Raw genomic sequence first — 25,005 nt, forward strand, 5'->3', positions numbered from 1 at the left:
CCGAAGATTACGGTCCCCGCCTCGCGCCGGCGGGATCGGGGCGCAGTGGGCGGTCGCCGCCGAGTCCGGGGACGAGCGAGGAACCCTTGCGCACGAGGTAGGTCTGCGTGAGCCCGAGCGCGAGCAGGACCGACACCACGAGGAAGCCGATCCAGTACGTCGGCGGCAGCAGCAGGCCCACCGCGCCGCCGAACACCCATGCCAGCTGCAGCACCGTCTCCGAACGGCCGAACGCCGACGCGCGGGACTCCTCGGGCAGGTCGTCCTGGATCACCGCGTCGAGGCTGTTCTTGGCGAGCGCGCTCGCGGTGGCGCCGACGAGGCCCACCACGGCCGCGGTGGCGAGCCCGGCCAGCAGTGCCGCGAGGATCGTCGACGCGAGCGTCGCGGCGACGCAGCCGAGCACCACCTGGTCGGACTTGCCGAAGTGCATGCGCGAGCCCAGCGCGTTGCCGAGGAAGCCGCCCGCACCGGCCGCGGCGCCGATGATGCCGAGCAGCAGCAGCTGCATGAACGGGCTGTAGTCGCCCTCCTCGGTCTGCGCCTTCACCGCGAACGCGGCGAACATCATCAGGAAGCCGGTGAGCACGCGGATGGTGCCGTTGCCCCACAGCGCGACCACGATGTGCCTGCCCATCGGCTGCCGTTTCTTCCGCACCGGCATGCGCTGGCTGAGCGACGCGGGCACCTCGCCCTCGGTGACCTCGACCCACGACGGGATCCGCATCGCCTGCACCGCGCCGACCACGCAGATGGCGGCGGTGAACCAGAGCGCGCCCGCCGAGCCGATGACGGAGTTGATACCGGCGGCCACGGCGCCGAACGCGCCGCCCGCGGCGAGCCCGAACACGGCGAGCCGCGCGTTGGTCTTCGACAGCGTGATCTCCGGTGGCAGCACGCGTGGCGTCACGGCCGCCTTGAGCACCATGAACGACTTCGAGAGCACCATCTTCCCGAGCGCGGCGGGGTAGAGGACCCACGAGTCGAAGTTCAGCGCCATCAGCACGCACATGAGCGCCTGACCCGCCGACGCCACGCACATCGCGAGCCTGCGGCCCCGCTGGATCTTGTCGAGCGCGGGACCGATCACCGGGGCAACGAGCGCGAACGGCGCGATGGTGATCAGCAGATACAGCGCGACCTTGCCCCGGCTCTCACCGCTGCTGGCCGCGAAGAAGAGCGTGTTCGCCAGCGCGACGGCCATCGCGGCGTCGCTGGCGTAGTTGAGCATCACCGCGTAGGTCAGCGACGTGAGCCCGGACTTCTCCGCGCCGTCGGCCTTGGTGGCCCTGCGGAAGGCGTCGACGGCCTGGCCCGACAGCTGGCGGCTGCGCAGCGCGGCCACCCGCGTGACCGTGAGCTTCTTCGGCAGCTTCGGCAGGCTGTTGTCGGCGCCGTCGAAGCGGTGCTCGGCGCGCGCCCTGTCGTCGTCCTGCGCCTGCCTGCCCGGGTTGTCGGTGTCCCTCGGCTGGCCGGGCGCGTAGCCGCCGGTGTCGTAGCGCTCGTAGTCCCGGGGCGGCTGCGGCGGCGGAGGCGGCTGGTTCCACGGCCTCGGTGGAGGCGGCGGGTACGGGCGGGCACCCCGGTGCGGACCCGGCGGCGGCTGCTGTGGTGGCGGCTGCGACGACACCGGCGGGGTCTGCACCGGCACGGCTCCGGTCGGTGCCTCGTCGGCGGTCGGCTGCGGTGCGGGCTCGGGGCGGTAGGCCCTGGTCGGCCTCGGCGGCGGGGTGACGCGGGTGCGCTCGGCAGGCGGCTGGTTCGCCCCGGGTTCGGGCGTCCATTTCCGCTTGCCCCTCCTGCTCGAACGCATGTACCCAATCCTGCCGTACTCAGGGCGTCCTGCGCTGCGCGATCAGGACACCGGGACGAGATTCACCCTGAACATCTTCGGCCACAGCTTCCCAGTGATCAGGAACTGGTCCGTCCCCGGATACGCGGCGATGCCGTTGAGCACGTCGGCGCCCTCCTCCTCGCCGGGTTCGAGCAGGCCGGAGGCGTCGATCCGGGCGGTCACGGCGCCGGTGCGGGAGTCGATCCGCACGATCTCGTCGGTCTGCCAGACGTTGGCGTACACGTCGTCGCCGACGCACTCCAGCTCGTTGAGCGCCTCGATCCGCTGACCGGCATCGGCGACCGTCACCGAGCCCGTCTCGGCGAAGGTCCGGGGGTCGCGGAACGTGAGCGTGGACGTGCCGTCGCTCATCACGAGCCGATCGCGCCCCGGCTGGTGGCAGATGCCCCAGCCCTCTCCGGAGTACCCGACGCGGCGCCGCTCGGCGAGCGTCCGCGCGTCGCGCTCGATGGCGACGCCGTTCTGCCAGGTCAGCTGCCACACCGTGTCGTCGACCACGGTGATGCCCTCGCCGAATAGCGGCTCGGGCAGCGCGACCTGGCGCGTCGGCTCGGCACCGGCGGGGCCGGCGCGCAGTGACGAACGGCCGACGAGCCCGGTGCCCTCGTAGAGGGTGTCGCCGGAGAACTCGAGGCCCTGGGTGAACGCCTGCGGGTCGTGGGGCAGTTCCCCGACCACCTCGACCCGCAGTCGCTCGGCGGAGGCGGGCCCGGGAGCGGGGTCCTCGGCGGCGGCTCCACAGGCTCCGACGACCGCGACGACGGCGAGGATGGTCATGACGCGCTTCACGTCACCAGCCTGACACGAACGCGCTGGGTTACGTGCTGCACAATTGGTGCTTATGACCCTGCTGCTCACCCTCGACGACGGCGCGATTCGCCAGAAGCTGGTCGATGCGGTCGAGCTGGCGCGTGAGGCCGCCGTGCTCGACGCGGGAGCGGAGCACGTCGGCGAGCACGTCGCCGTCGAGCACGAGGACGCCGTGTCGGCGACCCACCTGTTCGACTCCAAGCTCGCCGGGTACCGGGGCTGGCGCTGGTCGGTGACCGTGGCCACGGCCGGGGTCGACGAGCCGGTGACGGTCAGCGAGGTCGTGCTGCGGCCGGGCCCTGATGCGCTGGTGGCCCCCCGGTGGGTGCCGTGGGAGCACCGCGTGCGTCCCGGTGACCTCGGGGTCGGCGACATCTTCCCGACCGACGCCGACGACCTGCGGCTCGCGCCCGCCTACCTCGACTCCGACGACCCCGAGGTGGAGGAGACGGCGCACGAGCTGGGTCTCGGCCGGGTGCGGGTGCTGTCGCGCTACGGCCGCGAGGAGGCGGCGACCCGGTGGCACCGGAGCGAGTTCGGGCCGCGCTCCGACATGGCGCGCAGCGCCCCCGACGTGTGCGGCACGTGCGGCTTCTACCTCCAGCTTGGCGGCTCGCTGCGCGCGGCCTTCGGCGTGTGCGGCAACGAGATCTCGCCGGCCGACGGGCACGTGGTGCACGCCGAGTACGGCTGCGGCGCGCATTCCGAGGTCGAGGTGGAGGTGACGTCGTCGGTGCCGGTCGCCGAGCTCGTCTACGACGACTCCCTGCTCGACATGGAACCGGCGGCCGGTGAGCCAGCCGAGTCCTGACCCCTTCGCGACGGGCGCGCTGCGTTCGTCGGTCCTGCGGGCCTGGCGGGACTCGCCGACGAGGTTCACCGAGGACACCAACGCCGAGCAGGACCTGAGGGCGGGCGGCTACCGCGATCGCCTGTTCGTCGAGCTGGCCCAGAACGCCGCCGACGCGGCCGCCGCCTCCGGCGAACCGGGGCGGGTCCGGGTCTCCGTTGTGGACGGTGAGCTGCGCGTCGCGAACACCGGTGCTCCGCTGGACGCCGAGGGCGTCGCCGCGCTCGCGTCGCTGCGGGCGTCGGGCAAGCGCGAGGGCGCGGTCGGCCGGTTCGGGGTCGGGTTCGCCGCGGTGCTCGCGGTGACGCCGGCGCCGCGCGTGGTGTCGCGGACCGGCGGGGTCGCCTTCTCCGAGGAACGCACGCGCGCGGAGTCAGGGCGCGAGGGCACCGTGCCGATCCTGCGGTTGCCGTGGCCGGTGTCGGCCGACGAACCCCCGCCGCCGTCCGGTTTCGACACCGAGGTGCGCCTGCCGTTGCGCAGTGCCCTTGGTGCGGGCCCCGCCGACCTCCTCGACCGCATCCGTGCCGAGGTGCCGGATCTGCTGCTGGCGTTGCCGTGGCTCGCGGAGGTCGACGTCGACGGCGAGGTGTGGCGGCGGTCCGCCGAGGGCGGCGTCGTGGAGCTGACCGCGCCGGACGGGCGGCACACGCGCTGGCTGACGCACGCAGGAGACGGCTGCGTGTGGGCGGTTCCGGTGGACACCGACGGGGCGCCGCGGCCGGTCGAGCAGGACGTGCTGCACACGCCGACGCCCACCGACGAGCGTCTTTCGCTGCCCGCCCGCCTGCTGGCCTCGGTGCCGGTGGAGCCGTCGCGCCGCCGGGTGCTCGCCGGCGCCGCCACCCGGGATGCGCTCGCCGCCGCGGCACGGGCGTACCCCGGGCTCGTCCGGAGCGTGGCGCCCGCGCACCGGCTCGCCCTCGTTCCACGAGCAGGGTTCCCGCTGTCCGAAGTGGACACCGAGCTGAGGGAGCTGGTGACGCGAAGGCTCGCGGGGGAATCCTGGCTGCCCGCCGCATCGGGCGCCGAGCTGCCCGGCGAGCGGGCTCGCGTGCTCGGCACCGACGAGCCCCGGCTGGCCGACCTGCTCGCCGACGTGCTGCCCGGCCTCGTCGCCGCGCCACTGTGCGGACCCGAGGCCGCGAAGATCCTCGCGAGCGTGGGTGCGAGCACCGTGGGCGTCGCCGAGCTGGTCGAGGCGGTCACCGGCAGCACGCGTGAACCGTCGTGGTGGCACGCGCTCTACGCCGCGCTGTTCGACGCAGTCGAGCGGCACGCGATCGCCCCCGGCGAGCTGGGCGCGCTGCCCGTGCCGCTCGCCGACGGCCGCACGGTGCCGGGGCCGAGGGGCGCGCTGCTGGTGGACGACCCCGAGCCACTCGCCGACGCCGACATCGTCGGCCTGCACATCGTCCATCCCGAGGCCGTGCACCCGCTGCTGCAGCGGCTCGGCGCCACGCGTGCCGGGCCCGGCGACCTGCTGGCCGCGCCCGCGCTGCGGGACGCCGTGGAGCGCAGCGTCGAGGACGCACTGTCCGGAGTGGACGTTCTGCCGCTCGTGGAGACCGTGCTGCGCCTGGCGGGCGGGACCTCCGGCGAGGACCTCGGCGCCCTCGCGCTGCCCGCGAGGGACGGCTGGCGGCGGGCCGACGAGCTGGTGCTGCCGGAGTCGCCGCTGCTGGAGGTGCTCGATCCCGAGGCGCTCGGCGAGGACGCGCCGCTCGACGTGCTGGACACCGGATTCGCCCGGCGCTGGCCGCAGGACGTGCTGACGGGCGTCGGCGTGCTCGACACGTTCCCGGTCGTCGACGACGAGGAGCCCGCCGGACCCGACCACGACCTGCCCGACGAGGACGAGTGGTGGGACTCTCGCGACACGCCGCCCTCGCGCGTGCTCGCCGTGCGTGACCTCGACCTGGTCGCCGACGACGCGTGGCCCGCCACGGTGCGGTTGCTTGCCGCGAGGCCGGAGACGTGGCGCGCGCTGAGCGAGCCCGAGGGGCACACGCGATGGTGGCTCGCGCGCGCGGCGCTGCTCGCCGACCGCGCGCCCGGCGAGTGGCGGCTACCCGAGGCCGCGCACCTGGCGGGGTTGTACGAGCCGGTGCCCGACGTCGGGCTGCCCGTCGATTTGCTGGAGGCGCTCGGCGTGCGCCGCGACCTGACGCCGCGCGGAGCCGAGGACGCGGAGGACCTGTGCGCGCGGCTCGCCGACCCGGACCGCGTGCTGTCGCCGGGGCTCGTGCTCAGGGCGCACGCGGCGCTGGCGGGCGTGCCGCCGGAGTACGCCGAGGAGCTCGATCCGCCCGCACGCGTGCGGGTGCTCGACGGCTCCGTCGCCGACGCGGCGGACGTGGCCGTGCTCGACGCGCCGTGGCTGGCGGCTGCGTGGCAGCCGAACCGGCTCGTCGCGCTGCCCGGCTACGCCGAGGCCCCCGCGCTGGCCGAGCTGTTCGACCTGCCGCTGGCCGGTGACGTCACGACGGCCGAGGTGACGAGCGAGGGCGAGTTCGCCGCGTGGCGGGACCTGACCGCGATCGGCGAGGTCGCCGACCTGCTCGGCGCCGAGCCGCCGAACGGCGGTGTGTTCGTGCACGAGAAGCTGACCGTGGGCGCCAGTGCGGTGCCGTGGTGGTTCGACGGCGCACTGCACGCCGCGGACACCGCGGCGGGGCTCGCGAAAGCGTTCGCGTGGGCCGCGGACCGCTGGGCTCAGCGCCGCACGATCGAGGCCCTGCTCGACGACCCCGACCCGCGCACCCTCCTCACCTAGCGCCCACCCGCCCACTCGCCCGCAGTGAAGGCCACCTTCACTGCGGGCGCCCGTCTCCCACCACCACCCAAACGGAGACGCTGCGCGCCGCTGTGCCGATTCCACGCAGGCATGGTGGCCTTCACTGCGGTCGGTCAGAGGTCGCGCTGGGCTCCGCGGGAGCCGCGGCGGGAGGCCGCGGACTGCCAGGCGATGATGACGAAGCCGACGCAGCCGAGGCCCGCGCCCGCCAGCGCGGTCCACAGCCAGTCGCCGTCGACGCCGGCGACCAGCATGGCCACGAACGCGATGAGCCAGATCACTGTCCCTGTGATCACGGGCGCCCAGAGACCCACCAGCACCTTCGGCAGGTCCGGCGGCGGGCGAAACTGACCCGTAACACCCGGGGAGTTGCTGGCTTCGTCCACGTGGGACAGGCTACCGCTGCCGGTACGACTGGAGGCAGGTGACGATGGCACGGACGAGCACCGAGAAGCCGACGGCGAAGCCGCTCGACAGCTTCTTCAAGATCAGTGAGCGCGGCTCGACGGTCGGCAGGGAGGTGCGCGGCGGGCTGGTCACGTTCGTGACCATGGCCTACATCATCGTGCTCAACCCGCTGATCCTCGGCAGCTTCAGCGCCGAGGGGCCGGGCGCGAAGACCGACGCGACCGGGGCCATTCTCGGCGTCCCGCAGGTCGCGGCTGTGACGGCGCTCGTCGCCGGGGTGCTGACGATCCTGATGGGCGTGGTCGCGAACTTCCCGTTCGCGCTGGCCGCGGGGCTCGGCATCAACGCGCTCGTCGCGTACACGATCGCGCCGCAGATGACGTGGGCCGCCGCGATGGGCCTCGTGCTCGTCAACGGTCTCGTCGTGCTGCTGCTCGTGGTCACCGGCGTGCGCAAGATGGTGTTCAACGCGGTTCCGCCACCGCTCAAGGTCGGCATCGCCGTCGGCATCGGGCTCTTCATCGCCCTGATCGGCCTCGTGGACGCAGGGTTCGTCACGCCGGGCTCGGGCACGCCGGTGCAGCTCGGCATCAACGGGTCCATCGCGTCGTGGCCCACGGCCGTGTTCGTGGTGACGCTCGTGGTCATGGCGATCCTGGTGGCGCGGGGCGTCAAGGGCGCGATCCTGCTGGGCGTGCTCTTCGGCACGGTGCTGGCGATCGTCGTCGAGGCGATCGTCAACGCGGGACCCTCGAACGGCGAGATCGCCACGGGCTGGAACCTCGGCTACCCTGCGCTGCCCGACGACGTCTTCGGCATCCCCGACCTCTCGCTGCTCGGCGAGGTCAACTTCGACGCCTGGGTGCAGGTTCCCGCGATCACCGCGGCGCTGCTCGTGTTCAGCCTCGTGCTCACCGACTTCTTCGACACGATCGGCACCATGACCGGCCTCGGCCGCGAGGCGGGCCTGGCCGACAAGGACGGCCAGCTGCCCAACGTCGGCAAGGGCCTGTTCATCGACTCGCTCGGCGCCGTCGCCGGTGGGGCGGCCTCGGCGAGCTCGAACACTGTCTACGTCGAGTCGGCCTCGGGGATCGCCGAGGGGGCGCGGACGGGCCTCGCGAACGTGGTGACCGGCCTGCTGTTCATCGCCGCGATGTTCTTCACGCCGCTCTACGAGGTGGTGCCCATCGAGGCGGCGGCGCCCGCGCTCGTGGTGGTGGGTGCGCTGATGATCCGGCAGATCACCGAGATCGACTTCCGGGACTTCACCGTCGCACTGCCCGCGTTCCTGACGATCGTGGTCATGCCGTTCACGTACTCGATCGCCAACGGCATCGGCGCCGGGTTCGTGAGCTACGTGGTGCTGCAGGCCGCGACGGGCCGCGCGCGCACGGTCCACCCGCTCATGTGGGTCGTCTCGGTCGCGTTCGTCGTCTACTTCGCGATCGGTCCGATCCAGGCCGCGCTCAGCTGAGGCCGTGGCCCGACTGCAGTGAAGGCCACCTTCACTGCGTTGAACGCAGGCATGGTGGCCTTCACTGCAGTCGGGTGACGTCCAGGGCGAGGAGGGTTCGCAGGGCTTCGGTGCCCGCCGGGGTGACGGCGACCGCGCGGTGGGTGCCGACGCGCTTGACCCAGCCGTTCGCCAGCAGGCGGTCGCAGATGCGGGCGCCCGCGAGGCCGGCCAGGTGCGAGCGGCGCTCCGTCCAGTCGAGACACGCCTTCGCGAGTGGCCTGCGGCTGCTCCGCAGGTCCTCGGGCGGGACGCCGAGCGGGCCCGTCAGCCAGTCCACGCCCTCGCCGGTCAGCGCGAACCCGGCGCTCGTGTCGAGCAGGCCGCGGCCGGCGAGCGCGTCGGTGATCGCGACGCCCAGTCTCCCGGCGAGGTGGTCGTAGCAGGTTCGGCCTCGCGCGAGCGCGGCCGACACCCGCGACATGCGCAGTGAGACCGGGCGCTCCCTTACCGGCTCCGGGTGGGCGACGAGCCCCTCGAGCAGCTCGGCGACCCTCGGGCCTGCCAGCTGGACGTAGCGGTGCCTGCCCTGCCTGCGCTCGACGAGCAGCCCGCCGCCGACCAGCTTGCCGAGATGCTCGCTCGCCGTCGACGCGCTGACGCCCGCGAGCGCGGCCAGCTCACCGGCGGTCCACGCGCGCCCGTCGAGCAGCGCGAGGCAGAACCGGGCACGCGTGTCGTCGGCGAGTAGCCGGGCCAGCGCGGCGAGGTCGGACGAGCGGGACATGACCACGATTCTGCGCCGCCGACGGTTCGGCTCGCACCGAAGAGTCCCGCTCCTACCGTGAGGGCATGAGCACCACGGCCTTCCACTACCTGCACCATCGCGCCGAGCCGCTGCTGCTGCCCAACGCCTGGGACCACGCGGGCGCCGCCGCGCTGGTCGCGGCCGGTTTTCCCGCCATCGGCACGACGAGCCTCGGCGTCGCCGCCACGCACGGGCTTCCCGACGGCGAGGGCCGTACCCGCGAGCAGACGGTGGCGCTGGCGCGGCTGCTCGCCCCGTTGCCGTGCCTGCTCACGGTGGACATCGAGGGCGGGTTCAGCGACGACCCCGGCGAGGTCGCCGACCTGGCGCAGGAGCTGGCCGACGCGGGCGTCGTGGGCGTCAACATCGAGGACGGACGGGGTCAGGGCTCGCTCGCCGAGCCGGACACGCAGGCCGAACTGATCGCGGCCATCAAGGAGCGCGTGCCCTCGCTGTTCGTCAACGCCCGCGTGGACACCCACTGGCTCGGCGTCGACACCGGCTCGCTCGCGCCCACGCTCGACCGCGCCCGGCGGTACGCCGGTGCCGGGGCCGACGGGATCTTCGTGCCGGGGCGGTTGCCGGACGTGGCGGCCGTGGCCGAGGGCGTGGACCTTCCGCTCAACGTGCTCTACCTGCCCGGCGGTCCCTCGGTGGCGGAGCTGGGCGCGCTGGGCGTGCGGCGGATCAGCACCGGCTCGCTGCTGTTTCGTACGGCCCTGCAGGCGACGGTGGACGCGGCCGTGGCGATCCGCGACGGCGGTGCTCCGCCCCGCGAGGTGCTCTCGTACGCCGACGTACAGCGGCTGATCGGGTGATAGTGGTTGCCTTGCTCACCATCGGCGCAGGTCCGGCGAGATCGTAAGGTATGCTAAGGATGTGTCCGACCCTGCTCACGACCGGTCGCTGGCGAGCCACCTGCGGCTCGCGGTCGTGCGGTTGAACCGCAGGCTACGGGCACAACGAACCAGCGAGGACCTCTCGCTGACCCAGATCTCCGCGCTGTCCACTTTGCACAAGTGCGGCGCGATGACCCCGGGTCAGCTGGCCGCGAAGGAAGGCGTGCAGCCCCCGTCGATGACGCGGGTGATCGCGGCGCTCGAGGAACTGACCTACGTGGAGCGCACCCCGCACCCCACCGATGGCCGCCAGGCGATCGTGGCGATCACCGACAAGGGGCTCGAGTACGTGCACGCGACGATTTCCGCGCGTGAGGCCTGGCTGGACGGAAAATTGGCGGAACTGAGCGGCGAGGAGCGCGAGGTGCTCTCCAGAGCCGCCGAGATCATCGACAGGATGGCGGGCCACGGCTGACGCCCCCACCCTCGTCGCGGGAGGCGACAACACGGCGTGAGCATCACGGGTAGCACAGCTCAGACACCTGTTCCAGAACCCGTTACCCCACCTGCCGTAACCGCCCCACCGGACAAACCGCGCAATGGCATGTTCGCGTCCCTGCGCGTGCGCAACTACCGGCTGTTCTTCTCCGGCCAGATCATCTCCAACGTCGGCACGTGGATGCAGCGCATCGCGCAGGACTGGCTCGTGTTCACGCTGAGCGGCAACGACCCGGTCGCGCTCGGCATCGCGGTCGCGCTGCAGTTCACGCCCACCCTGCTGCTCTCGCTGTGGGCCGGGGTGCTCGCCGACCGCGTCGACAAGCGCAAGCTGCTCATCGCCATCCAGACGGGCACGCTCGTGCAGGCCGTCATGCTCGGCGTGCTGGTGCTCACCGACGTAGCCGTGCTGTGGCACGTGTACCTGCTCTGTTTCGTGCTCGGCATCCTCTCGGCGCTGGAGGTGCCGACGCGGCAGTCGTTCGTCGCCGAGATGGTCGGCAAGAACCAGGTGGCCAACGCCGTCGCGCTCAACTCGTCGATCTTCAACATGGCCAGGATCGTCGGGCCCGCCATCGCCGGGTTCGCGATCGTCGCCGTCGGCACCGGCTGGTTGTTCCTCGCCAACGCGGTGAGCACCCTGGCCGTGATCGCCGGGCTCGCGCTGATGAAGGGCGACCAGCTCTTCCGCGGTCCTGCCGTCGCACGCGGGAAGGGGCAGTTGCGCGAGGGCCTTCGCTACGTGCGCGGACGCTCGGACCTGATGACGGTGATGGTGCTCGTGTTCTTCGTGAGCACGTTCGGCATCACGTTCTTCACGTCGCTCGCGATCGTGGCGGGCAACGTCTTCGGGACCGAGGCCGACGGCTACGGCATGCTCTCCACCCTGCTCGCGGTGGGCACCTTCACGGGTGCGCTGGCCTCGGCCCGCAGGGGAAGCAGGCGCAAGCCGAGCGTGCGCGTGCTGCTGCTGTCGGCGTTCGCGCTCGGGGCGATCGAGTTCGGGACGGCGTTCATGCCCACGTACCTGGCGTTCGGGCTCGCGCTGGTGCCGCTGGGGTTCGCGACGATCACGTTCCTCAACACGGCCAACGCGCTCGTGCAGACGTCGGTCAGCCCGCAGATGCGGGGCCGCGTGATGGGCCTGTACGTGCTGGTGCTAATGGGCGGCAACCCCGCCGGCGGGCCGATGACGGGGTGGATGGCGGAGACGTTCGGCGGGCGCTCGCCGTTCTACCTCGGCGGGGCGATCGCGGCGCTCGCGGTGGTGGTGTGCGCGGTGGTCCTCTACCGTGCGCGGCGGACCCCCTTGCGGAGCGGGATGAGGTTAGGCTAACCTCATACATGTCCGCTTCGTGGTGGGAGCGGCAGTCAGTTCGGGAACGGACGGGGCCCCGGGTCGGCGACACCGACCCGGGGCCCCGTTCCCGTCTGCACCTGTATTCAAACTGCCCCCAAGGCCACCTTTGTTGCGCTCAACGCAACAAAGGTGGCCTTGGGGAGCGTCAGGTCCTCTGCGTCAGGGGAGGAGCAGGCCGTTGCGGCCGGCCTTGGCGTCCTCGAAGCGCTTGCCGATCTCAGCCCAGTCGAAGATGTTCCACAGGGCGTTGACGTAGTCCGGCTTCACGTTCTTGTACTGCAGGTAGAACGCGTGCTCCCACACGTCGACCAGCAGGATCGGCGTGGTCGGCAGGATGAGGTTGTTGTGGTGGTCGCGCAGCTGCTGCGTGATCAGCGTCTTGCCGATCGGGTCCCACGACAGCGCACCCCAGCCGTTGCCCTGGATCGTGGTGCAGACGGCGGTGAACTGCGCCTTGAACTTGTCGAAGGAGCCGAACGCGTCGTCGATCGCCGCGGCCAGCTCGCCCGTCGGCTTGTCACCACCGTTCGGGGAGAGGATCTTCCACCACACGACGTGGTTGGCGTGACCGGCGAGGTTGAACGCGAGCGTGGTCTCGAGGCCGACGATCGAGCCGAAGTCGTTGGCGTCCCGCGCGGCGGCGAGCTTCTCGAGGGTCTGGTTCGCGCCGTTCACGTACGTCTGGTGGTGCTTGCTGTGGTGCAGCTCGTTGATCTCACCCGAGATGTGCGGCTCGAGGGCGCCGTAGTCGTAGTCGAGATCGGGGAGCTCGTACGTGGGCATTAGCCCTCCTTCTTCCGTGCTTTCGACACAAGTCCTTCAGGTTGCAAACCTAGTAGCCTGCCGATGCGCTGGCTAACCGGGCCGCTCCCTGTTGACCTTGCTATGTCGAGCTAACTGGAGGTCAAGAGGGTGTTACGACGCTCACGCGGCCCGGTGGTCCTCGATCGTACGGGCGAGGTCGGCCAGCACGGCGATGTTGAGCTCGAACGCCGTCAGCGTCTCGTCGACGACGCGCTGTCGCTCGGCCTCGTCCCAGGGCGCCTCGTCGAGCAGCGCGCGGTAGCGCTTGCGGAACGCCGATGGGCTGCCGAGGGTGCCGAAGTCGTAGAACAGTGCGCCGGGGCCGGTGACGCCGTAGGTGCGCTTGAGCAGTGAGCCCACCACCTGCCCGCCCGCCAGGTCGCCGAGGTAACGCGTGTAGTGGTGCGCGACGTAGCCGCCCGCCCAGTCGAACGCGACCGAGCGCAGCCTGCGCACGTACTCCTCGGTGGCGGGCACGGGCTCGATCTCGGCCCGCCAGTTCGGCCCGGCCAGGAACTCCAGGTCGGCCACCAGCGCGGGCGTGCGGCGCAGTTCGTCGATCACGAAGGGCGCGCCGACCGGGTCGCCCGCCATCGCGTCGGACGCCGCTTCGAGGGTCGAGTAGATGAAGTAGTACTGGGCGGCGAGGCGGGTGTAGCCCTCCAGGCTCAGCCCGCCGTCGAGCAGGGCGCCCATGTAGACCGAGCCGTGTGCGCGGTCATGCACCTGCTTGGTGGACTCGCGCAACGTCTGCGAGAACGCCGTCACCGTCATTACGCCCTCCTCGTTCTGACACCCTGTCAGAAAGAGCGTAGGCGAAACCTGGTGGTTAGGCTACCCTTATTTCTGGTTACCAGCGGGTTTTACTCCGACCGCGCGCAGGATGAACGCCACCGCGGTGTCGATCGCGCCCCCGAGCTCGTCCGCGGGCACGTCCACCACCTGCCGCGCGCCCAGCGCCCCGGTGATCATGGGGACGACGATCGCGGGGTCCTGCTCGGGGAACACCCCGCTCGCGACGCCCTCGGCCAGGATGCCGCGCAGCTCGTCGGTGATCGGGTCGGCGTGCGCCGCGATCCGGCGGTACGACGACGGCGCGAGCGCCGACGCCAGTGTGCTGCCCGGCGGCAGATGGTGGTCGGCGAGCGAGCGCAGCTGGAGCCGCACGAACGTCGCCAGCTTCTCCACCGGATCCGGCGCGGCGGCCACGGCCTCGGCGAGCCGCGTCACGTACTGCGCGGCCTCCTGCTCCACGAACGCGACGAGCAGGTGCTCCTTGTCGGGGAAGTGGTTGTAGATCGCCGTGCGCCCGACGCCCGCCTCCGCGGCGACCCCGGCCAGCGTGATCGCGTCGAACCCGCGGTCGTACAGCTGGTTGCGCAGCGCGTCGAACACCCTCGTGCGGACCTGCTCGCGATGCTCGTGCAGCGAGCCACCGATGATCTTGGGCATCCGCGCACCTCCCGTGAGAGGTCAGGTTACCGGCCACGCGTGCACGGGCTCGCCCGCTTTCGCCAGCTCGAGGTACCTCTCGAGCATCATGGCCAGCGCCGTGTCGCGGTCCATCCCCCTGGACTGCGCGTTCGCCACGGTCTCGCGCTGCCACGCCGCGCCCGTGCGCTTGGTGACGCAGCGGCGCTCGATCACCCCGAGGTAGCGGTCGGCCGCGGCGTCGGAGACGTCCGAGTTGCGCAGCCCCTCCCTGGCGAGCGGGAGCAGCACGCGCAGCGCCAGCTCGTCCGGCGGCAGCCAGCCGATGCCGGGCCAGTACAGCTGGGCGTCGAAGCCGTTGCGCGCGCCCGCGTACAGGTTCTCCTCGGCGGCCTGGAACGACATCTGCGTCCACACGGGCCGTTCCTGTTCGGCGAGCGCGCGCTGCGCGCCGTAGAAGAACGCCGCGTTGGCCATCATGTCGAGCACCGTCGGCCCCGCGGGCAGGACACGGTTCTCGACGCGCAGGTGCGGCTTGCCGTCCACGACGTCGTACACCGGCCGGTTCCATCGCCACACGGTGCCGTTGTGCAGGCGCAGCTCGGAGAGCTTCGGCGCGAGCCCCGACTCCAGCGCCTCCATCGGCTCCTCGTCGTCGGTCTCCGGCAGCAGCCCGGGGAAGTAGCGGACATTCTCCTCGAACAGGTCGAAGATGGACGTGATCCAGCGTTCGCCGAACCACACCCTCGGGCGCACGCCCTGGTTCTTCAGCTCCTCCGGGCGTGTGTCGGTGGCCTGGAGGAACAGCGGGATGCGGGTCTCCTGCCACAGCGCCTTGCCGAGCAGGAACGGGGAGTTGGCGCCGAGCGCCACCTGCACGCCCGCCAGGCACTGCGCGGCGTTCCAGTGCGCGGCGAACTCCTCGGGCGCCACCTGCAGGTGCAGCTGGACCGACGTGCACGCCGCCTCGGGCAGGATCGACTCGGCGTAGCTGCGCAGTCGCTCCGGTTGCTGCCCCGGCAGTCCGGTGCCCTCCAGCGAGAGCAGAGTGTGCTCGCCGCGCGCGGCGAGGATCCGGTCGTTCAGCAGTGAGTAGCGGGCGCTGTTGGTGAGCCATTTCTGGTCGAAGTGCTCGTTGCTCAGCGTCGGCAGGATGCCGATCACGGCCAGGTGTGCCCCGGTCTCCTCGGCCTTGGCGCCGGCCATGCCGAGGTAGGCGTGCAGGTCGTCCTCCAGCTGCAACGCCGAGTCGCCGTCGAGCGGCCGCGGCGGCACGTTCAGTTCCAGGTTGTGCTGCGAGAGCTCCGTGGTGAACGACGGGTCGTCCAGCGCTTCGAGCACGGCGGCGTTCGACATCGAAGGGCGCATCGCCGCGTCGACCAGGTTCAGCTCCACCTCGAGTCCGATGTGCTTGCGGGGAAAGGAGAAACTGCCCTCCGCGAGCATCCGTGCCAGGGTGTCGAGACAGCGCTGCATCTTGCGGCGGTATCGCCCCCTGTCCCGTGGGTTGAAGGAGTCCGGTGACACGTCCTTGCCCATGGCGTATCCCTTTTTTCCACTCCGGCCACGGCTCCCCGAAACGCCCCGGCGTTGTCCCTGCCAGGCGAAAACGTTGGCATATGAGGGGGGCCGGAGCTAGCGGCCAAACTAGTGCCGTCCGTCACCTCCTGCTAACGGAGCGCAAGCAACACCTGTTCGCACCAAAGAAGTACCCAGCATTCGGAGCACCGACGCCCCGGCGTGCGGCGGATGGGAGACTCGGCAGGTGGCGCCGTTGATCTATCTCGATGATCCCGCCGACGGGCGGCTCGACGAGTTCCGTGATCTCACGACCGCCGACCGCAGGCCCGACCGGCCGGGCGGCCGTGGTCTCGTGATCGCCGAGGGCACCGTCGTCGTCCGCAGGCTTCTCGAGTCCCGGTACCGGGTACGGGCCCTCCTCGGTGTCGAACGGCGTTTCGCCGAACTCGCCGACGACCTCGCGGACGTCACCGCGCCCGCCTACGTGACCTCGGCCGACACGATGGCCGAGGTCGTAGGCTTCCACCTCAACCGCGGCGTGCTCGCCGTCGCCGACCGCGTGCCGCAGCCGCCGCTCACGGAGGTCCTCGCCGGGGCGCGCGTGCTCGCGGTGTTGGAGGGCGTCGGTGACCACGAGAACCTCGGCTCGCTCTTCCGCAACGCCGCCGCGCTGGGCGTCGACGGCGTGCTGCTCGGCCCCGGCTGCGCCGATCCGCTGTACCGGCGCAGCGTGCGCGTGTCGATGGGACACGTGCTGCGAGTGCCGTTCACCAGGCTCGACGACTGGCCGGGGGCGCTCGAGGTCGTGCGGGAGCACGGTTTCCCGATCGCGGCGCTGACCCCGAGGCCCGGCGCCGTCGAACTCACTAAACTGCCGTCGGTCGCGGGCGAGCGGGTGGCGCTCATGCTGGGTTCCGAGGGGCACGGGCTCTCGGAGCAGGCGCTCGCCTCGGCCGACCTGGCAGTGCGGATCCCGATGGCGGGCGGAGTGGACTCGCTCAACATCGCCACCGCGGCGGCCGTGGCGTTCTACGAGGTGACAGGGCGGGGTTGAGGTGGCGGGGGGCGCCGAGGTGGAGCTCCGGGTGCGGGGCGACCGGGCGATGCTGGCAGGCGGCGACAACGAGCTCGAGGTGGACCCGCGTTCGCTCGCGCTCGACGCCGAACTCGCCGACGCGCTGCACGAATGGGCACGCGTGGCCTCCGCCGTGCGCAGGACGGGCAGCGGCGAGGGCGGCGACGTGGTGGCTCGCCGGGGCAGGCAGCTCGCCGGCCGCGTCGCGGAGTCGCTGGGCGTCTCGGTGAGCTACCGGGACCCGGTGACCGGCCGGACGCTCGTGGTGCCCGCCCCCGAGCGCGAGCCGGGGCCGCCACAGGCGTCCCGGCTGACGCGGCTGATCGGCTCGCGGCCGGGCATCGACGAGCGGACCCCGTGGGGCACCGGTCTCGTCGTGGCGCTGTTCCTCGGTGTCTTCGTGATCGTGGCGATGCTCGCGCTGGTGAGCACGCTCGCCACGGAGACCACGGAGTGGGTCGGGCTGGTGGCCGCGCTCGTGGTCAGCGCGGGCCTCGCCCCGTCGCTGTGGCTGGCGCGCAAGCTGCCGATCCTGCGCTGGGTGGTGCTCGGCGTCGCGTCCGGTGTCGCGCTGTCCTGGATCGGGGTACTGATCATCGTGTTCTGACGGGCACAATCCGGACATGACGGATCCGTTGGAACGGCTGCGGGCGATCTGCCTCTCGCTCCCGGAGACCACGGAGCGGCTCAGTCACGGCGAGCCGACGTGGTTCGTGCGGGACCGCAAGACGTTCGTCATGTACGCCGACCACCACCACGACGACCGCGTGGCCTTCTGGTGTGCCGCGCAGCCGGGCACGCAGGAGGCGCTCGTCGCGCACGATCCCGGCCGGTTCTTCCGGCCGCCCTACGTCGGCCACCGGGGCTGGCTCGGGGTGTGGCTGGACGTGACCGTCGACTGGACCGAGATCACCGAACTGGTTACCGACGCCTACCGCCAAGTTGCTCCGAAGGGTTAGTGGCCCAGTTGGAGCAATAGCGGGTTTCTCCAGGTCGGCAACGTAATATGGAACACCCTGAAAGGCTCCATTCGGGCGACAGGTAGTTTGGCGGCCATGGCTTCGTCGATCACACCAGACGTGTGCAATGTCGTGGTTACGGGCGGTAGCGGCTTCATCGGGCGTGCTCTGGTGGCGGCGTTTCGCCAGCGCGGTGCCCGCGTCACCGTTGTCGACCGCGAACCGGGGACCGTGGAGGACGAGGGCGTCACGCACATCCAGGGCGACCTCGCAGATCCGGCGATCCGGGAGCGGGCCATCCTGCCCGGCACGGACGGCATCGTCCACCTCGCGGCCATCACCTCGGTGCTGAAGTCGAGGGAGATGCCGGCCAAGACCTACTCGGAGAACGTCGCGATCACCCACGAGCTGCTCGAGCTCGCGCGGATGCACGGCGTCCCGAAGTTCATCCTCGCCTCCACCAACGCCGTGGTCGGCGACGTGGGCACGAACACGATCACCGAGGACCTCGCGCTGGCCCCGCTCACGCCGTACGGCGCCACCAAGGCGGCCTGCGAGATGCTCATGTCCGGCTACGCGGGCGCCTACGGCATGACCACGTGCGCGCTGCGCTTCACCAACGTCTACGGGCCCGGGATGTCCCACAAGGACAGCTTCGTGCCGCGCCTCATGCGCGCAGCGCTGACCGACTCGGGCGTGAAGGTCTACGGCACCGGTGAGCAGCGCCGCGACCTGGTGTTCCTCGACGACGTCGTGCGCGGCATCCTGCTCGCGTTCGACTCGGGCCACGTCGGCAGGGCGATCGTCGGCGCGGGCCGGTCCGTGTCCGTGCTCGACCTGATCGAGACGGTTCGTGAGGTCACCGGCTGCCCGATCCCGGTCGAGCACATCCCGGCACCGGGCGGGGAGATGCCCGCCGTGGTCGTCGACATCTCGCGCAGCGCCGACACCATCGGCTACGCGCCCGCCTACGACCTCAAGGCCGGCCTGGCTGCCACCTGGCAGTACTTCCTCGACCACGACAGGCAGAAAGTGCGCTGAGTGACCGGGTTCCTGCGCCGCCACTGGCTCCTGCTCCTCCTGCTCGCGGGCGGCATCACCCTCCGTGTGCTGACGTGGCTCGCGTACCAGCCCGCGCTGCTCTACATCGACACGTTCCGCTACCTCGACAACCTCGAGGCGCTGCGCCCGACCGACCTGAACCCGCTCGGCTACACGGTCGTCCTCAAGGGACTCCTTTCGCTCGGCGGGTTCGGGTTCGTCGCGGCCGTGCAGCACGTCGTCGGCGTGCTGATCGCGCTGACGCTGTACTCGCTCACCCTTCGCTACACCTCCCGCACCTGGCTCGCCGCGATCGTGGCCGCGCCCGTGCTGCTGGACGCCTACCAGCTCCAGATCGAAGAGAACGTCATGTCGGAGGTCTGGTTCCAGGCCCTCCTCGTCGGTGCTCTCTGGCTGTTGCTGTCGCGCGGTGAGCCGAAGTGGTGGCGGGTGGCGCTGGCAGCCGTGCTGGTCGCGGCCGCGGTGCTCACGCGGACCATCGGCATCACGGTCGTGCTGCCGATGGCGGTGTACCTGGTGCTGGCGGGCGGTGCCTGGCGCACTCGCGCGGGCTGGAAGCGCATCGGCGTGCGGATCCTCGCCGGGGCGCTCGGGTTCGTGATCCCGCTCGTCGCCTACGCCGCGTACTTCCACTCGCAGGCGGGCCGGTGGGGGCTGACCGGCGCGCAGGGCAACGTCCTCTACGGGCGCACCGCCGCGATCGCCGACTGCAGCCAGCTGCCTGCCGGCGACGCTGGCCTGCTGATCTTCTGTCCCCCTGAGCCGCTGGACGAGCGGCTCAGCATCGACTACTACACGCACTTCCGGTACGGGGACCCGAACTGGCCCTACGTGCCGCTGCCCGACGACCGCACCAAACAGGAGCTGGCCGACGAGTTCGCGTGGACGGTCATCCGGAATCAACCGGTCGATTTCGTGACGGCTATCCTTCATGACTTCTCGAAGAACTTCGCGCCGGTCAAGACGACGGCCCCGAATGATGTGCCAGTCGAACGCTGGCAATTTCAGACAATCTACCCGTATCACGACATTGGGGCAGAAAGCGTGCAAATCTACAACGCGACGACGCTTGCCTACGACGGAGTGCTGCCGAGTGTGAACGTCGAGCTGGCCTCGTTCCTGCGCGAGTACCAGCTGGGCGGCGGTTACACGTGGGGTCCCGTCCTGGCTCTCGCCGGGGTGCTGGGTCTGCTCGGCGCGCTCGGCGTCGGCAAGGCCCGCAGGTCGGGCCTGCGCGCCGCGGCCTTCCTCGCCACGGGCAGCGGGCTCATCATCCTGCTCGGCTCCGCCGCGTTCGAGTTCTCGTGGCGCTACCAGCTGCCCGCGCTGGTGCTGCTGCCCCTCGGCGGTGTGCTCGGCCTCGCCGCGATGTTCGGGCTCGCCAAGCGTGATCCGGGCACCGGGGGCCGCAGGCCGAAGATGGCCGACTACCCCGACGAGGTCGACGACGGTGCCGTCGCCGACTTCCGGGCCCGTTACGGCGACGCGCCGCTGACCCCGCTCGTCGTGGTGATCGCGGCCTACAACGAGGCCAAGGGCATCGGCCCGGTGCTGCGGAACATGCCGACCCACTGCGGCGACCTGCCGGTCTCCACGCTGGTCGTGGTGGACGGCGCGACCGACAACACCGCCGAGGTGGCCGAGGACAACGGCGCGTACGTGTGCGTCGCCCCGCGCAACCGCGGCCAGGGTGGCGCGCTGCGGCTCGGTTACCACCTCGCGGCCGAGTACGGCGCCAAGTACATCGTCACCACCGACGCAGACGGTCAGTACGACAACGCCGAGATGCCGATGCTCGTCAAGCCGCTGCTCGACGGCACCGCCGACTTCGTGACGGGCTCCCGCAGGCTCGGCACGGGCCAGTACGACAGCAAGGTCCGCTGGCTCGGTGTTCGCGTGTTCGCTGTGCTCGCCTCGATTCTGACAATGCGGAAGATAACGGACACTTCTTTCGGGTTCCGCGCGATGAGCGCGGAGCTTGCCAGGTCGGTGACCTTGCGGGAACCGCAGTACCAGTCGTCCGAGCTGCTGCTCGGCGTGATGGCCAGGGGCGCGCGCGTGCTCGAGGTGCCGATGACCATGCACCTGCGCAACAACGGCCAGAGCAAGAAGGGCCGCAGCCTCAAGTACGGCGCCAACTACGCCAGGGTCATGACCGGTACCTGGCTGCGCGAGTACGTGCTGAGGGGCGGCAAGCGGCGGGCCGCGCTGCCCCAGCCGGTGCGGACACCCACGGACGCACGCGAAACGGCCTGAGCGTCCCGCTCGCAGCCGTAACGACGAGAACGGCCCCAGACTCCCGAATGGAGTCTGGGGCCGTTCTCGTAGAACTGAGGCTGCTTTTTTTTGCAGCGGGTTTTCTTAGCGGGACGCGGCCACCTGGACGTTGCCGCCGCGGTAGACGAGCCGGTCGAGCAGCGCGAACTTGAACGCGAAGACGATCGCGTAGCTGCTGAGGTAGGCGACGTCGAGCACCACGATGCGCGTGAAGCCGGAGATCTCAAGCGGCTCGGTGATCATGCCGGCGAGGGTGGTGAGACCGACCGAGGCCGCCGCACCGAGGCCGATGACGACCAGGTAGGGCATCAGTTCCCGCTTGACGTCGGGCTTGCCCTTGCGACCCCAGGCCCAGCGCCGGGCGACGAACCAGTTGGGGATAGCGCCCGCCACGAAGGCGACCGCGCTGGCGGCCGTGGGACTCGCGCCCCACCACAGCAGTCCGATCAGGGTGACCTGGCTGGCTGCGGTGGCCAGCACGGAGCTGGCACCTGCTCTGACCAGGCGAGCGATGAACCGCGGCTGGCCAGCGTGCGGCTGCGGCGGCTTGGGCGCGGTTGCGGTTACGGTGCTCACACACCCCATTGTGCCAACCGCCTTTCGGGTGGTCGCAACAGCGTCCTTATTCTTACGGCGGGTTGATGTCAGCCCGTTATTAAGACAAGGTGGACCGGACAAGAGGCCGGGGGTGCCGGAGATCAAATCCGGTACACGGTCAGGTAACGATCTGGAGGAAGTCGAGTCGTGCGAGTCCTCGTTCTCGGTGGTGACGGATATCTGGGGTGGCCGACGGCGCTTCACCTCTCGGACCGTGGCCATGAGGTTGCTGTGGCCGATAACTTCGCCCGCAGGAAGTATGACGAAGAGCTGGGCTCCCAGAGCCTGGTCGCCATCGAGGACCTGAGCGTCCGCGTGGCGGCGTGGAAGGAAGTTTCCGGCAAGGAGATGCCCATGTACGTGGGTGACCTTGTCGACGCGGACTTCGTGTACCAGATGGTCCGCGAGTTCCAGCCGGACGCGATCGTCCACTTTGCCGAGCAGCGGGCGGCACCGTACTCGATGATCGACCGTGAGCACGCGGTCTACACGCAGTACAACAACGTTGTCGGCAACCTCAACGTCATGTACGCCATCGCCGAGATCAACCCCGAGATTCACCTGGTGAAGCTCGGGACGATGGGTGAGTACGGCACGCCGAACATCGACATTGAAGAGGGTTGGATCGAGATCGAGCACAACGGTCGCAAGGACCGGATGCTCTACCCGAAGAAGCCGGGCTCGTTCTACCACCTGTCCAAGGTTCACGACTCGCACAACATCGAGTTCGGCTGCCGGATCTGGGGCATGCGCGCCACCGACCTGAACCAGGGTGTGGTGTACGGGCAGCAGACCGAGCAGACGCTGCGCGACCCGCGCCTGGCGACCCGCCTCGACTACGACGCCGTGTTCGGCACCGTGCTGAACCGCTTCGTGATTCAGGCCGTGCTCGGCCAGCCGCTCACCGTGTACGGCAAGGGCGGTCAGACTCGCGGCATGCTGGACATCCGCGACACGGTCGAGTGCCTGCGCCTCGCGGTGGAGAACCCGGCCGACCGCGGTGAGTTCCGCGTGTTCAACCAGATGACGGAGAGCTTCTCGGTCAAGGGCGTGGCCGAGCTGGTGGCCGAGACCTTCCCCGGTCCGGTCCAGATCGACTACCTGGAGAACCCGCGCTGGGAGCTGGCGGAGCACTACTACAACGTCAAGCACACCGGTCTGATCGAGCTGGGCCTCAAGCCGCACCTGCTCTCCGACACCCTCATCGAGTCGCTGTTCCCCATCGTCGAGGAGAACAAGCACCGGGTGAACATGGAGAACATGCTGCCCAAGGTCAAGTGGGCCAGCCCGAAGAACAGCTGATCGCCTGACGCTCCCCAAGGCCACCTTTGTCGCGTTCAACGCAACAAAGGTGGCCTTGGGTGTTTCTGGCGTCGTTATCCCCGCTGGCTGCGGACGCCCAGCAGGACGTCCTCCCAGGCCGGCACCGCGGGGTGATTCTTTTTCCGCTTGGGCTTTTGGCGGGCCTGGGGCGCGGGCTCCGGCAGCAGCGCGTCCGGCTCTTCCCCGGCCTGAACCCTCGGCATCTCCGTGGTGTCGTCGTCGCTGGGCTCCGGAATCGGCGCCTCGATGACCTTCGCCCCGGTGTCCTCGCGGTAGTCGAACATGGGCTGCTCGTCGTCGGGGCGCTCCACGGCCCTCGGCACGCGGTAGGAGTTCGGGTCCAGCAGTGCCTCGGCGAGCTCGTCGATCGCGGTCACCGTGCCGCCGTGCGCGCCGGGCGAGAACGCCCAGTGCGCACGGTTCTCCGACCGGCCCGCCATCCAGTGCAGGCCGACGATCCAGCGGCCGTCCTCGCCGCGCCACGAGTCCCACGTCGACTGCGAGTAGTCCTGCCCGCGCACGCCGAACGAGTACGCGACGACCTCGCCGAGCGTCTGCACGTCGGGGCCGTCCTCGCGCACCGGGTGTGCCTGCTGGGCGAGTTCGGCGGTGCGGGACCGCTCCAGCAGCACCGGGTAGGCGAAGCGCTCGACGCGCTGGAGCGGCACTCCGGCGGCATTGGCGACCTGCTCCACCGACTCGCCTGCCCTGATCCGGGCCTGAATTTCGCGTGGTCGCATGTGGCTCTCCAGCTCGATCTCGATCTGGCCGAGGCGGGTGATGTCGCCGCGGGCGGCCGCGCGCAGCCGTTCGTCCGCAGGCAGGAGGAAACGCTCGCGGCGGGCCGGGTCTTCGCACACGATGGACTTACCGTCCTCGTGCAGCCCCACCACCCGTAGCGTTCGCATTCCCGCCTCCCATAGCGCGTTCACCGTGATAGGTGTCCACGGTAGAACGGCGCGTCGCCTTGACCGGCGAGGCGCGCCGAGTCCCGAGCACATCCATCTCAGTGATTCTCGCCGCCACAAGCGCCCCACAGACGCAGTGAAGGCCACCTTCACTGCGTTGAATCAACACAGCGGCGCGCAGCGTCTCCGTTTGGGCGCAGGCATGGTGGCCTTCACTGCAAGGGAATCGCCTACTTGGCGAGGTGCTCCACGACCCAGTCGACGCACTTGGTCAACGCGGTGATGTCGTCCGGCTCGATGGCGGGGAACATGCCGACGCGCAGCTGGTTGCGGCCCAGCTTGCGGTACGGCTCCACGTCGACGATCCCGTTGGCGCGCAACGTCTTCGCCACGGCGGCCGCGTCGATGTCGTCAGAGAAGTCGACGGTGCCGACGACCTGCGAGCGCAGCGAGGGGTCGGTCACGAACGGCGTGGTGTAGCTCGTCTTCTCGGCCCACTCGTACAGTCGGCTGGACGATTCCCTTGTGCGCGAGGTGGTCCAGTCGAGCCCGCCGTTCGCCAGCATCCACTCGATCTGGTCGACGAGGAGGAACAGCGTCGCGACGGCCGGCGTGTTGTATGTCTGGTCCTTGCGCGAGTTGTCCAGGGCGGTGGGGAGTGAGAGGAACTCCGGCACCCAGCGGTCGGACGAGCCGATCTCGCCGACGCGCTCGATCGCGGCAGGCGACATGAGCGCGATCCACAGCCCGCCGTCCGAGGCGAACGACTTCTGCGGCGCGAAGTAGTAGACGTCGAAGTCCTCGGCCTTCACCGGCAGGCCGCCAGCACCCGACGTCGCGTCGATGGCGACGAGCGCGCCCTCGCTCCCCTCGGGCCGCCGCACCGGAACGGCCACACCGGTCGAGGTCTCGTTGTGCGCCCAGCCGACGAGGTCCGCGCCCTGCTGGTAGGCGATCTCGGGCGCGCTGCCGGGCTCGCCCTTCACGACGATCGACTCGCCGAGGAACGGCGCCTTGTTCGTCACGGTCGCGAACTTCGAGGAGAACTCGCCGTAGGTGAAGTGCTGCGCACGCTCACGCACGAGACCGAAGGCGGCCGCGTCCCAGAACGCCGTCGTGCCGCCGTTGCCGAGCACCACCTCGTAGCCCTCGGGCAGGCCGAACAGGTCCGTCAGGCCGGCGCGCACTCTGCCGACGAGGGACTTGACCGGCTTCTGCCGATGGGACGTGCCGAGGACGTTCGCGCCCTCTTTGGCGAGGTTGGCGAGCTGCTCCTGGCGGACCTTGGACGGTCCGCACCCGAACCGGCCGTCGGAGGGCTTGAGCTCTGCGGGAAGGGTCAACTCAGCGGCTTCGGTCATGCCCGT

At 70.5% G+C, this 25,005-nt stretch carries 23 protein-coding genes; 12 read left to right on the forward strand and 11 right to left on the reverse strand.

The features are described 5' to 3' along the window. Nucleotides 1-7: 7 nt before the first annotated feature. A complete protein-coding gene (locus tag BA062_RS34235) occupies nucleotides 8-1,813 on the reverse strand; it encodes an MFS transporter (RefSeq protein ID WP_110343280.1) in 1,806 nt (601 codons plus the stop codon). Between the two features lie 42 nt (nucleotides 1,814-1,855). Further along, nucleotides 1,856-2,632, reverse strand: a complete 777-nt coding sequence (locus BA062_RS34240) for a glutaminyl-peptide cyclotransferase (RefSeq protein WP_110343281.1) — start codon at nucleotides 2,630-2,632, stop codon at nucleotides 1,856-1,858. Between the two features lie 64 nt (nucleotides 2,633-2,696). Here BA062_RS34240 and BA062_RS34245 point away from each other — a divergent pair, with 64 nt between their 5' ends. Both BA062_RS34245 and BA062_RS34250 read left to right on the forward strand, forming a co-directional pair. Further along, nucleotides 2,697-3,476, forward strand: a complete 780-nt coding sequence (locus tag BA062_RS34245; RefSeq protein WP_110343282.1) for a DUF3027 domain-containing protein — start codon at nucleotides 2,697-2,699, stop codon at nucleotides 3,474-3,476. Further along, nucleotides 3,457-6,291: a sacsin N-terminal ATP-binding-like domain-containing protein gene (locus BA062_RS34250; RefSeq protein ID WP_110343283.1), complete on the forward strand. Its 2,835-nt coding sequence runs from the start codon at nucleotides 3,457-3,459 to the stop codon at nucleotides 6,289-6,291. The genes BA062_RS34245 and BA062_RS34250 overlap by 20 nt, the downstream gene beginning before the upstream one ends. A gap of 134 nt (nucleotides 6,292-6,425) precedes the next feature. On the opposite strand, the gene BA062_RS34255 is transcribed toward BA062_RS34250, so the two are convergent. Further along, the gene (locus BA062_RS34255) at nucleotides 6,426-6,698 is read right to left on the reverse strand and encodes a DUF2530 domain-containing protein (protein WP_110343284.1); all 273 of its coding nucleotides are present in this window, start codon (nucleotides 6,696-6,698) and stop codon (nucleotides 6,426-6,428) included. 44 nt (nucleotides 6,699-6,742) lie between these two features. On the opposite strand from BA062_RS34255, the gene BA062_RS34260 reads away from it, so the two are divergent. After that, complete coding sequence (locus tag BA062_RS34260) at nucleotides 6,743-8,197, forward strand: NCS2 family permease (protein WP_110343330.1); 1,455 nt, start codon at nucleotides 6,743-6,745, stop codon at nucleotides 8,195-8,197. Between the two features lie 61 nt (nucleotides 8,198-8,258). Here BA062_RS34260 and BA062_RS34265 read toward each other — a convergent pair whose 3' ends face one another. Beyond that, nucleotides 8,259-8,963: an ArsR/SmtB family transcription factor gene (locus BA062_RS34265; protein ID WP_110343285.1), complete on the reverse strand. Its 705-nt coding sequence runs from the start codon at nucleotides 8,961-8,963 to the stop codon at nucleotides 8,259-8,261. Between the two features lie 65 nt (nucleotides 8,964-9,028). Between BA062_RS34265 and BA062_RS34270 the strand changes: the two genes are divergently transcribed. The 3 genes from BA062_RS34270 to BA062_RS34280 all read left to right on the forward strand — a co-directional run bounded on the left by BA062_RS34270 (nucleotide 9,029) and on the right by BA062_RS34280 (nucleotide 11,657). Beyond that, complete coding sequence (locus tag BA062_RS34270; RefSeq protein ID WP_110343286.1) at nucleotides 9,029-9,802, forward strand: isocitrate lyase/PEP mutase family protein; 774 nt, start codon at nucleotides 9,029-9,031, stop codon at nucleotides 9,800-9,802. A 61-nt stretch (nucleotides 9,803-9,863) separates the two neighbouring features. Next, nucleotides 9,864-10,298, forward strand: a complete 435-nt coding sequence (locus BA062_RS34275) for a MarR family winged helix-turn-helix transcriptional regulator (protein WP_110343287.1) — start codon at nucleotides 9,864-9,866, stop codon at nucleotides 10,296-10,298. A 36-nt stretch (nucleotides 10,299-10,334) separates the two neighbouring features. After that, nucleotides 10,335-11,657, forward strand: coding sequence for an MFS transporter (locus BA062_RS34280; RefSeq protein ID WP_245960144.1), 1,323 nt, complete (start codon nucleotides 10,335-10,337; stop codon nucleotides 11,655-11,657). Nucleotides 11,658-11,840: 183 nt separating this feature from the next. Here the strand turns inward: BA062_RS34280 and BA062_RS34285 are convergent, their stop codons facing one another. From BA062_RS34285 to BA062_RS34300, 4 genes are all read right to left on the reverse strand, one after another. Then, on the reverse strand, nucleotides 11,841-12,464 hold the full coding sequence (locus BA062_RS34285; RefSeq protein WP_110343289.1) for a superoxide dismutase: 624 nt from the start codon (nucleotides 12,462-12,464) through the stop codon (nucleotides 11,841-11,843). Nucleotides 12,465-12,605: 141 nt separating this feature from the next. Next, nucleotides 12,606-13,259 (reverse strand): biliverdin-producing heme oxygenase, encoded by a 654-nt coding sequence (locus BA062_RS34290; RefSeq protein ID WP_110343290.1) that lies wholly within the window; start codon nucleotides 13,257-13,259, stop codon nucleotides 12,606-12,608. Between the two features lie 66 nt (nucleotides 13,260-13,325). Further along, nucleotides 13,326-13,937 carry a TetR/AcrR family transcriptional regulator gene (locus BA062_RS34295; RefSeq protein ID WP_110343291.1) on the reverse strand — a complete coding sequence of 204 codons (612 nt, stop codon included), beginning with the start codon at nucleotides 13,935-13,937 and terminating at the stop codon, nucleotides 13,326-13,328. 21 nt (nucleotides 13,938-13,958) lie between these two features. Then, a complete protein-coding gene (locus BA062_RS34300; protein ID WP_110343292.1) occupies nucleotides 13,959-15,455 on the reverse strand; it encodes a glutamate-cysteine ligase family protein in 1,497 nt (498 codons plus the stop codon). A gap of 226 nt (nucleotides 15,456-15,681) precedes the next feature. Between BA062_RS34300 and BA062_RS34305 the strand changes: the two genes are divergently transcribed. The 5 genes from BA062_RS34305 to BA062_RS34325 all read left to right on the forward strand — a co-directional run bounded on the left by BA062_RS34305 (nucleotide 15,682) and on the right by BA062_RS34325 (nucleotide 20,789). After that, nucleotides 15,682-16,491 carry a TrmH family RNA methyltransferase gene (locus BA062_RS34305; protein WP_110343293.1) on the forward strand — a complete coding sequence of 270 codons (810 nt, stop codon included), beginning with the start codon at nucleotides 15,682-15,684 and terminating at the stop codon, nucleotides 16,489-16,491. Nucleotides 16,492-16,510: 19 nt separating this feature from the next. Continuing rightward, nucleotides 16,511-17,119, forward strand: a complete 609-nt coding sequence (locus BA062_RS34310; RefSeq protein ID WP_110343331.1) for a DUF2537 domain-containing protein — start codon at nucleotides 16,511-16,513, stop codon at nucleotides 17,117-17,119. A gap of 16 nt (nucleotides 17,120-17,135) precedes the next feature. Next, nucleotides 17,136-17,471, forward strand: a complete 336-nt coding sequence (locus BA062_RS34315; RefSeq protein WP_110343294.1) for an MmcQ/YjbR family DNA-binding protein — start codon at nucleotides 17,136-17,138, stop codon at nucleotides 17,469-17,471. Between the two features lie 96 nt (nucleotides 17,472-17,567). Then, nucleotides 17,568-18,512 (forward strand): NAD-dependent epimerase/dehydratase family protein, encoded by a 945-nt coding sequence (locus BA062_RS34320; protein WP_110343295.1) that lies wholly within the window; start codon nucleotides 17,568-17,570, stop codon nucleotides 18,510-18,512. Beyond that, nucleotides 18,513-20,789, forward strand: coding sequence for a glycosyltransferase family 2 protein (locus BA062_RS34325; RefSeq protein ID WP_110343296.1), 2,277 nt, complete (start codon nucleotides 18,513-18,515; stop codon nucleotides 20,787-20,789). It begins immediately after the preceding gene. A 105-nt stretch (nucleotides 20,790-20,894) separates the two neighbouring features. Here BA062_RS34325 and BA062_RS34330 read toward each other — a convergent pair whose 3' ends face one another. Next, a complete protein-coding gene (locus BA062_RS34330) occupies nucleotides 20,895-21,290 on the reverse strand; it encodes a GtrA family protein (RefSeq protein ID WP_342768973.1) in 396 nt (131 codons plus the stop codon). A gap of 264 nt (nucleotides 21,291-21,554) precedes the next feature. Here BA062_RS34330 and BA062_RS34335 point away from each other — a divergent pair, with 264 nt between their 5' ends. Continuing rightward, entirely contained in the window at nucleotides 21,555-22,709 is a 1,155-nt protein-coding gene (locus BA062_RS34335) for an NAD-dependent epimerase/dehydratase family protein (RefSeq protein WP_110343298.1), read from the forward strand. A gap of 74 nt (nucleotides 22,710-22,783) precedes the next feature. Here BA062_RS34335 and sepH read toward each other — a convergent pair whose 3' ends face one another. Next, nucleotides 22,784-23,638: a septation protein SepH gene (sepH, locus tag BA062_RS34340; protein ID WP_110343299.1), complete on the reverse strand. Its 855-nt coding sequence runs from the start codon at nucleotides 23,636-23,638 to the stop codon at nucleotides 22,784-22,786. Between the two features lie 230 nt (nucleotides 23,639-23,868). After that, nucleotides 23,869-24,999, reverse strand: coding sequence for a phosphoserine transaminase (gene serC / locus BA062_RS34345; RefSeq protein WP_110343300.1), 1,131 nt, complete (start codon nucleotides 24,997-24,999; stop codon nucleotides 23,869-23,871). Nucleotides 25,000-25,005 lie beyond the last annotated feature (6 nt).

This window comes from Prauserella flavalba, from assembly GCF_003202235.1.
Lineage (GTDB): Bacteria > Actinomycetota > Actinomycetes > Mycobacteriales > Pseudonocardiaceae > Prauserella_A > Prauserella_A flavalba.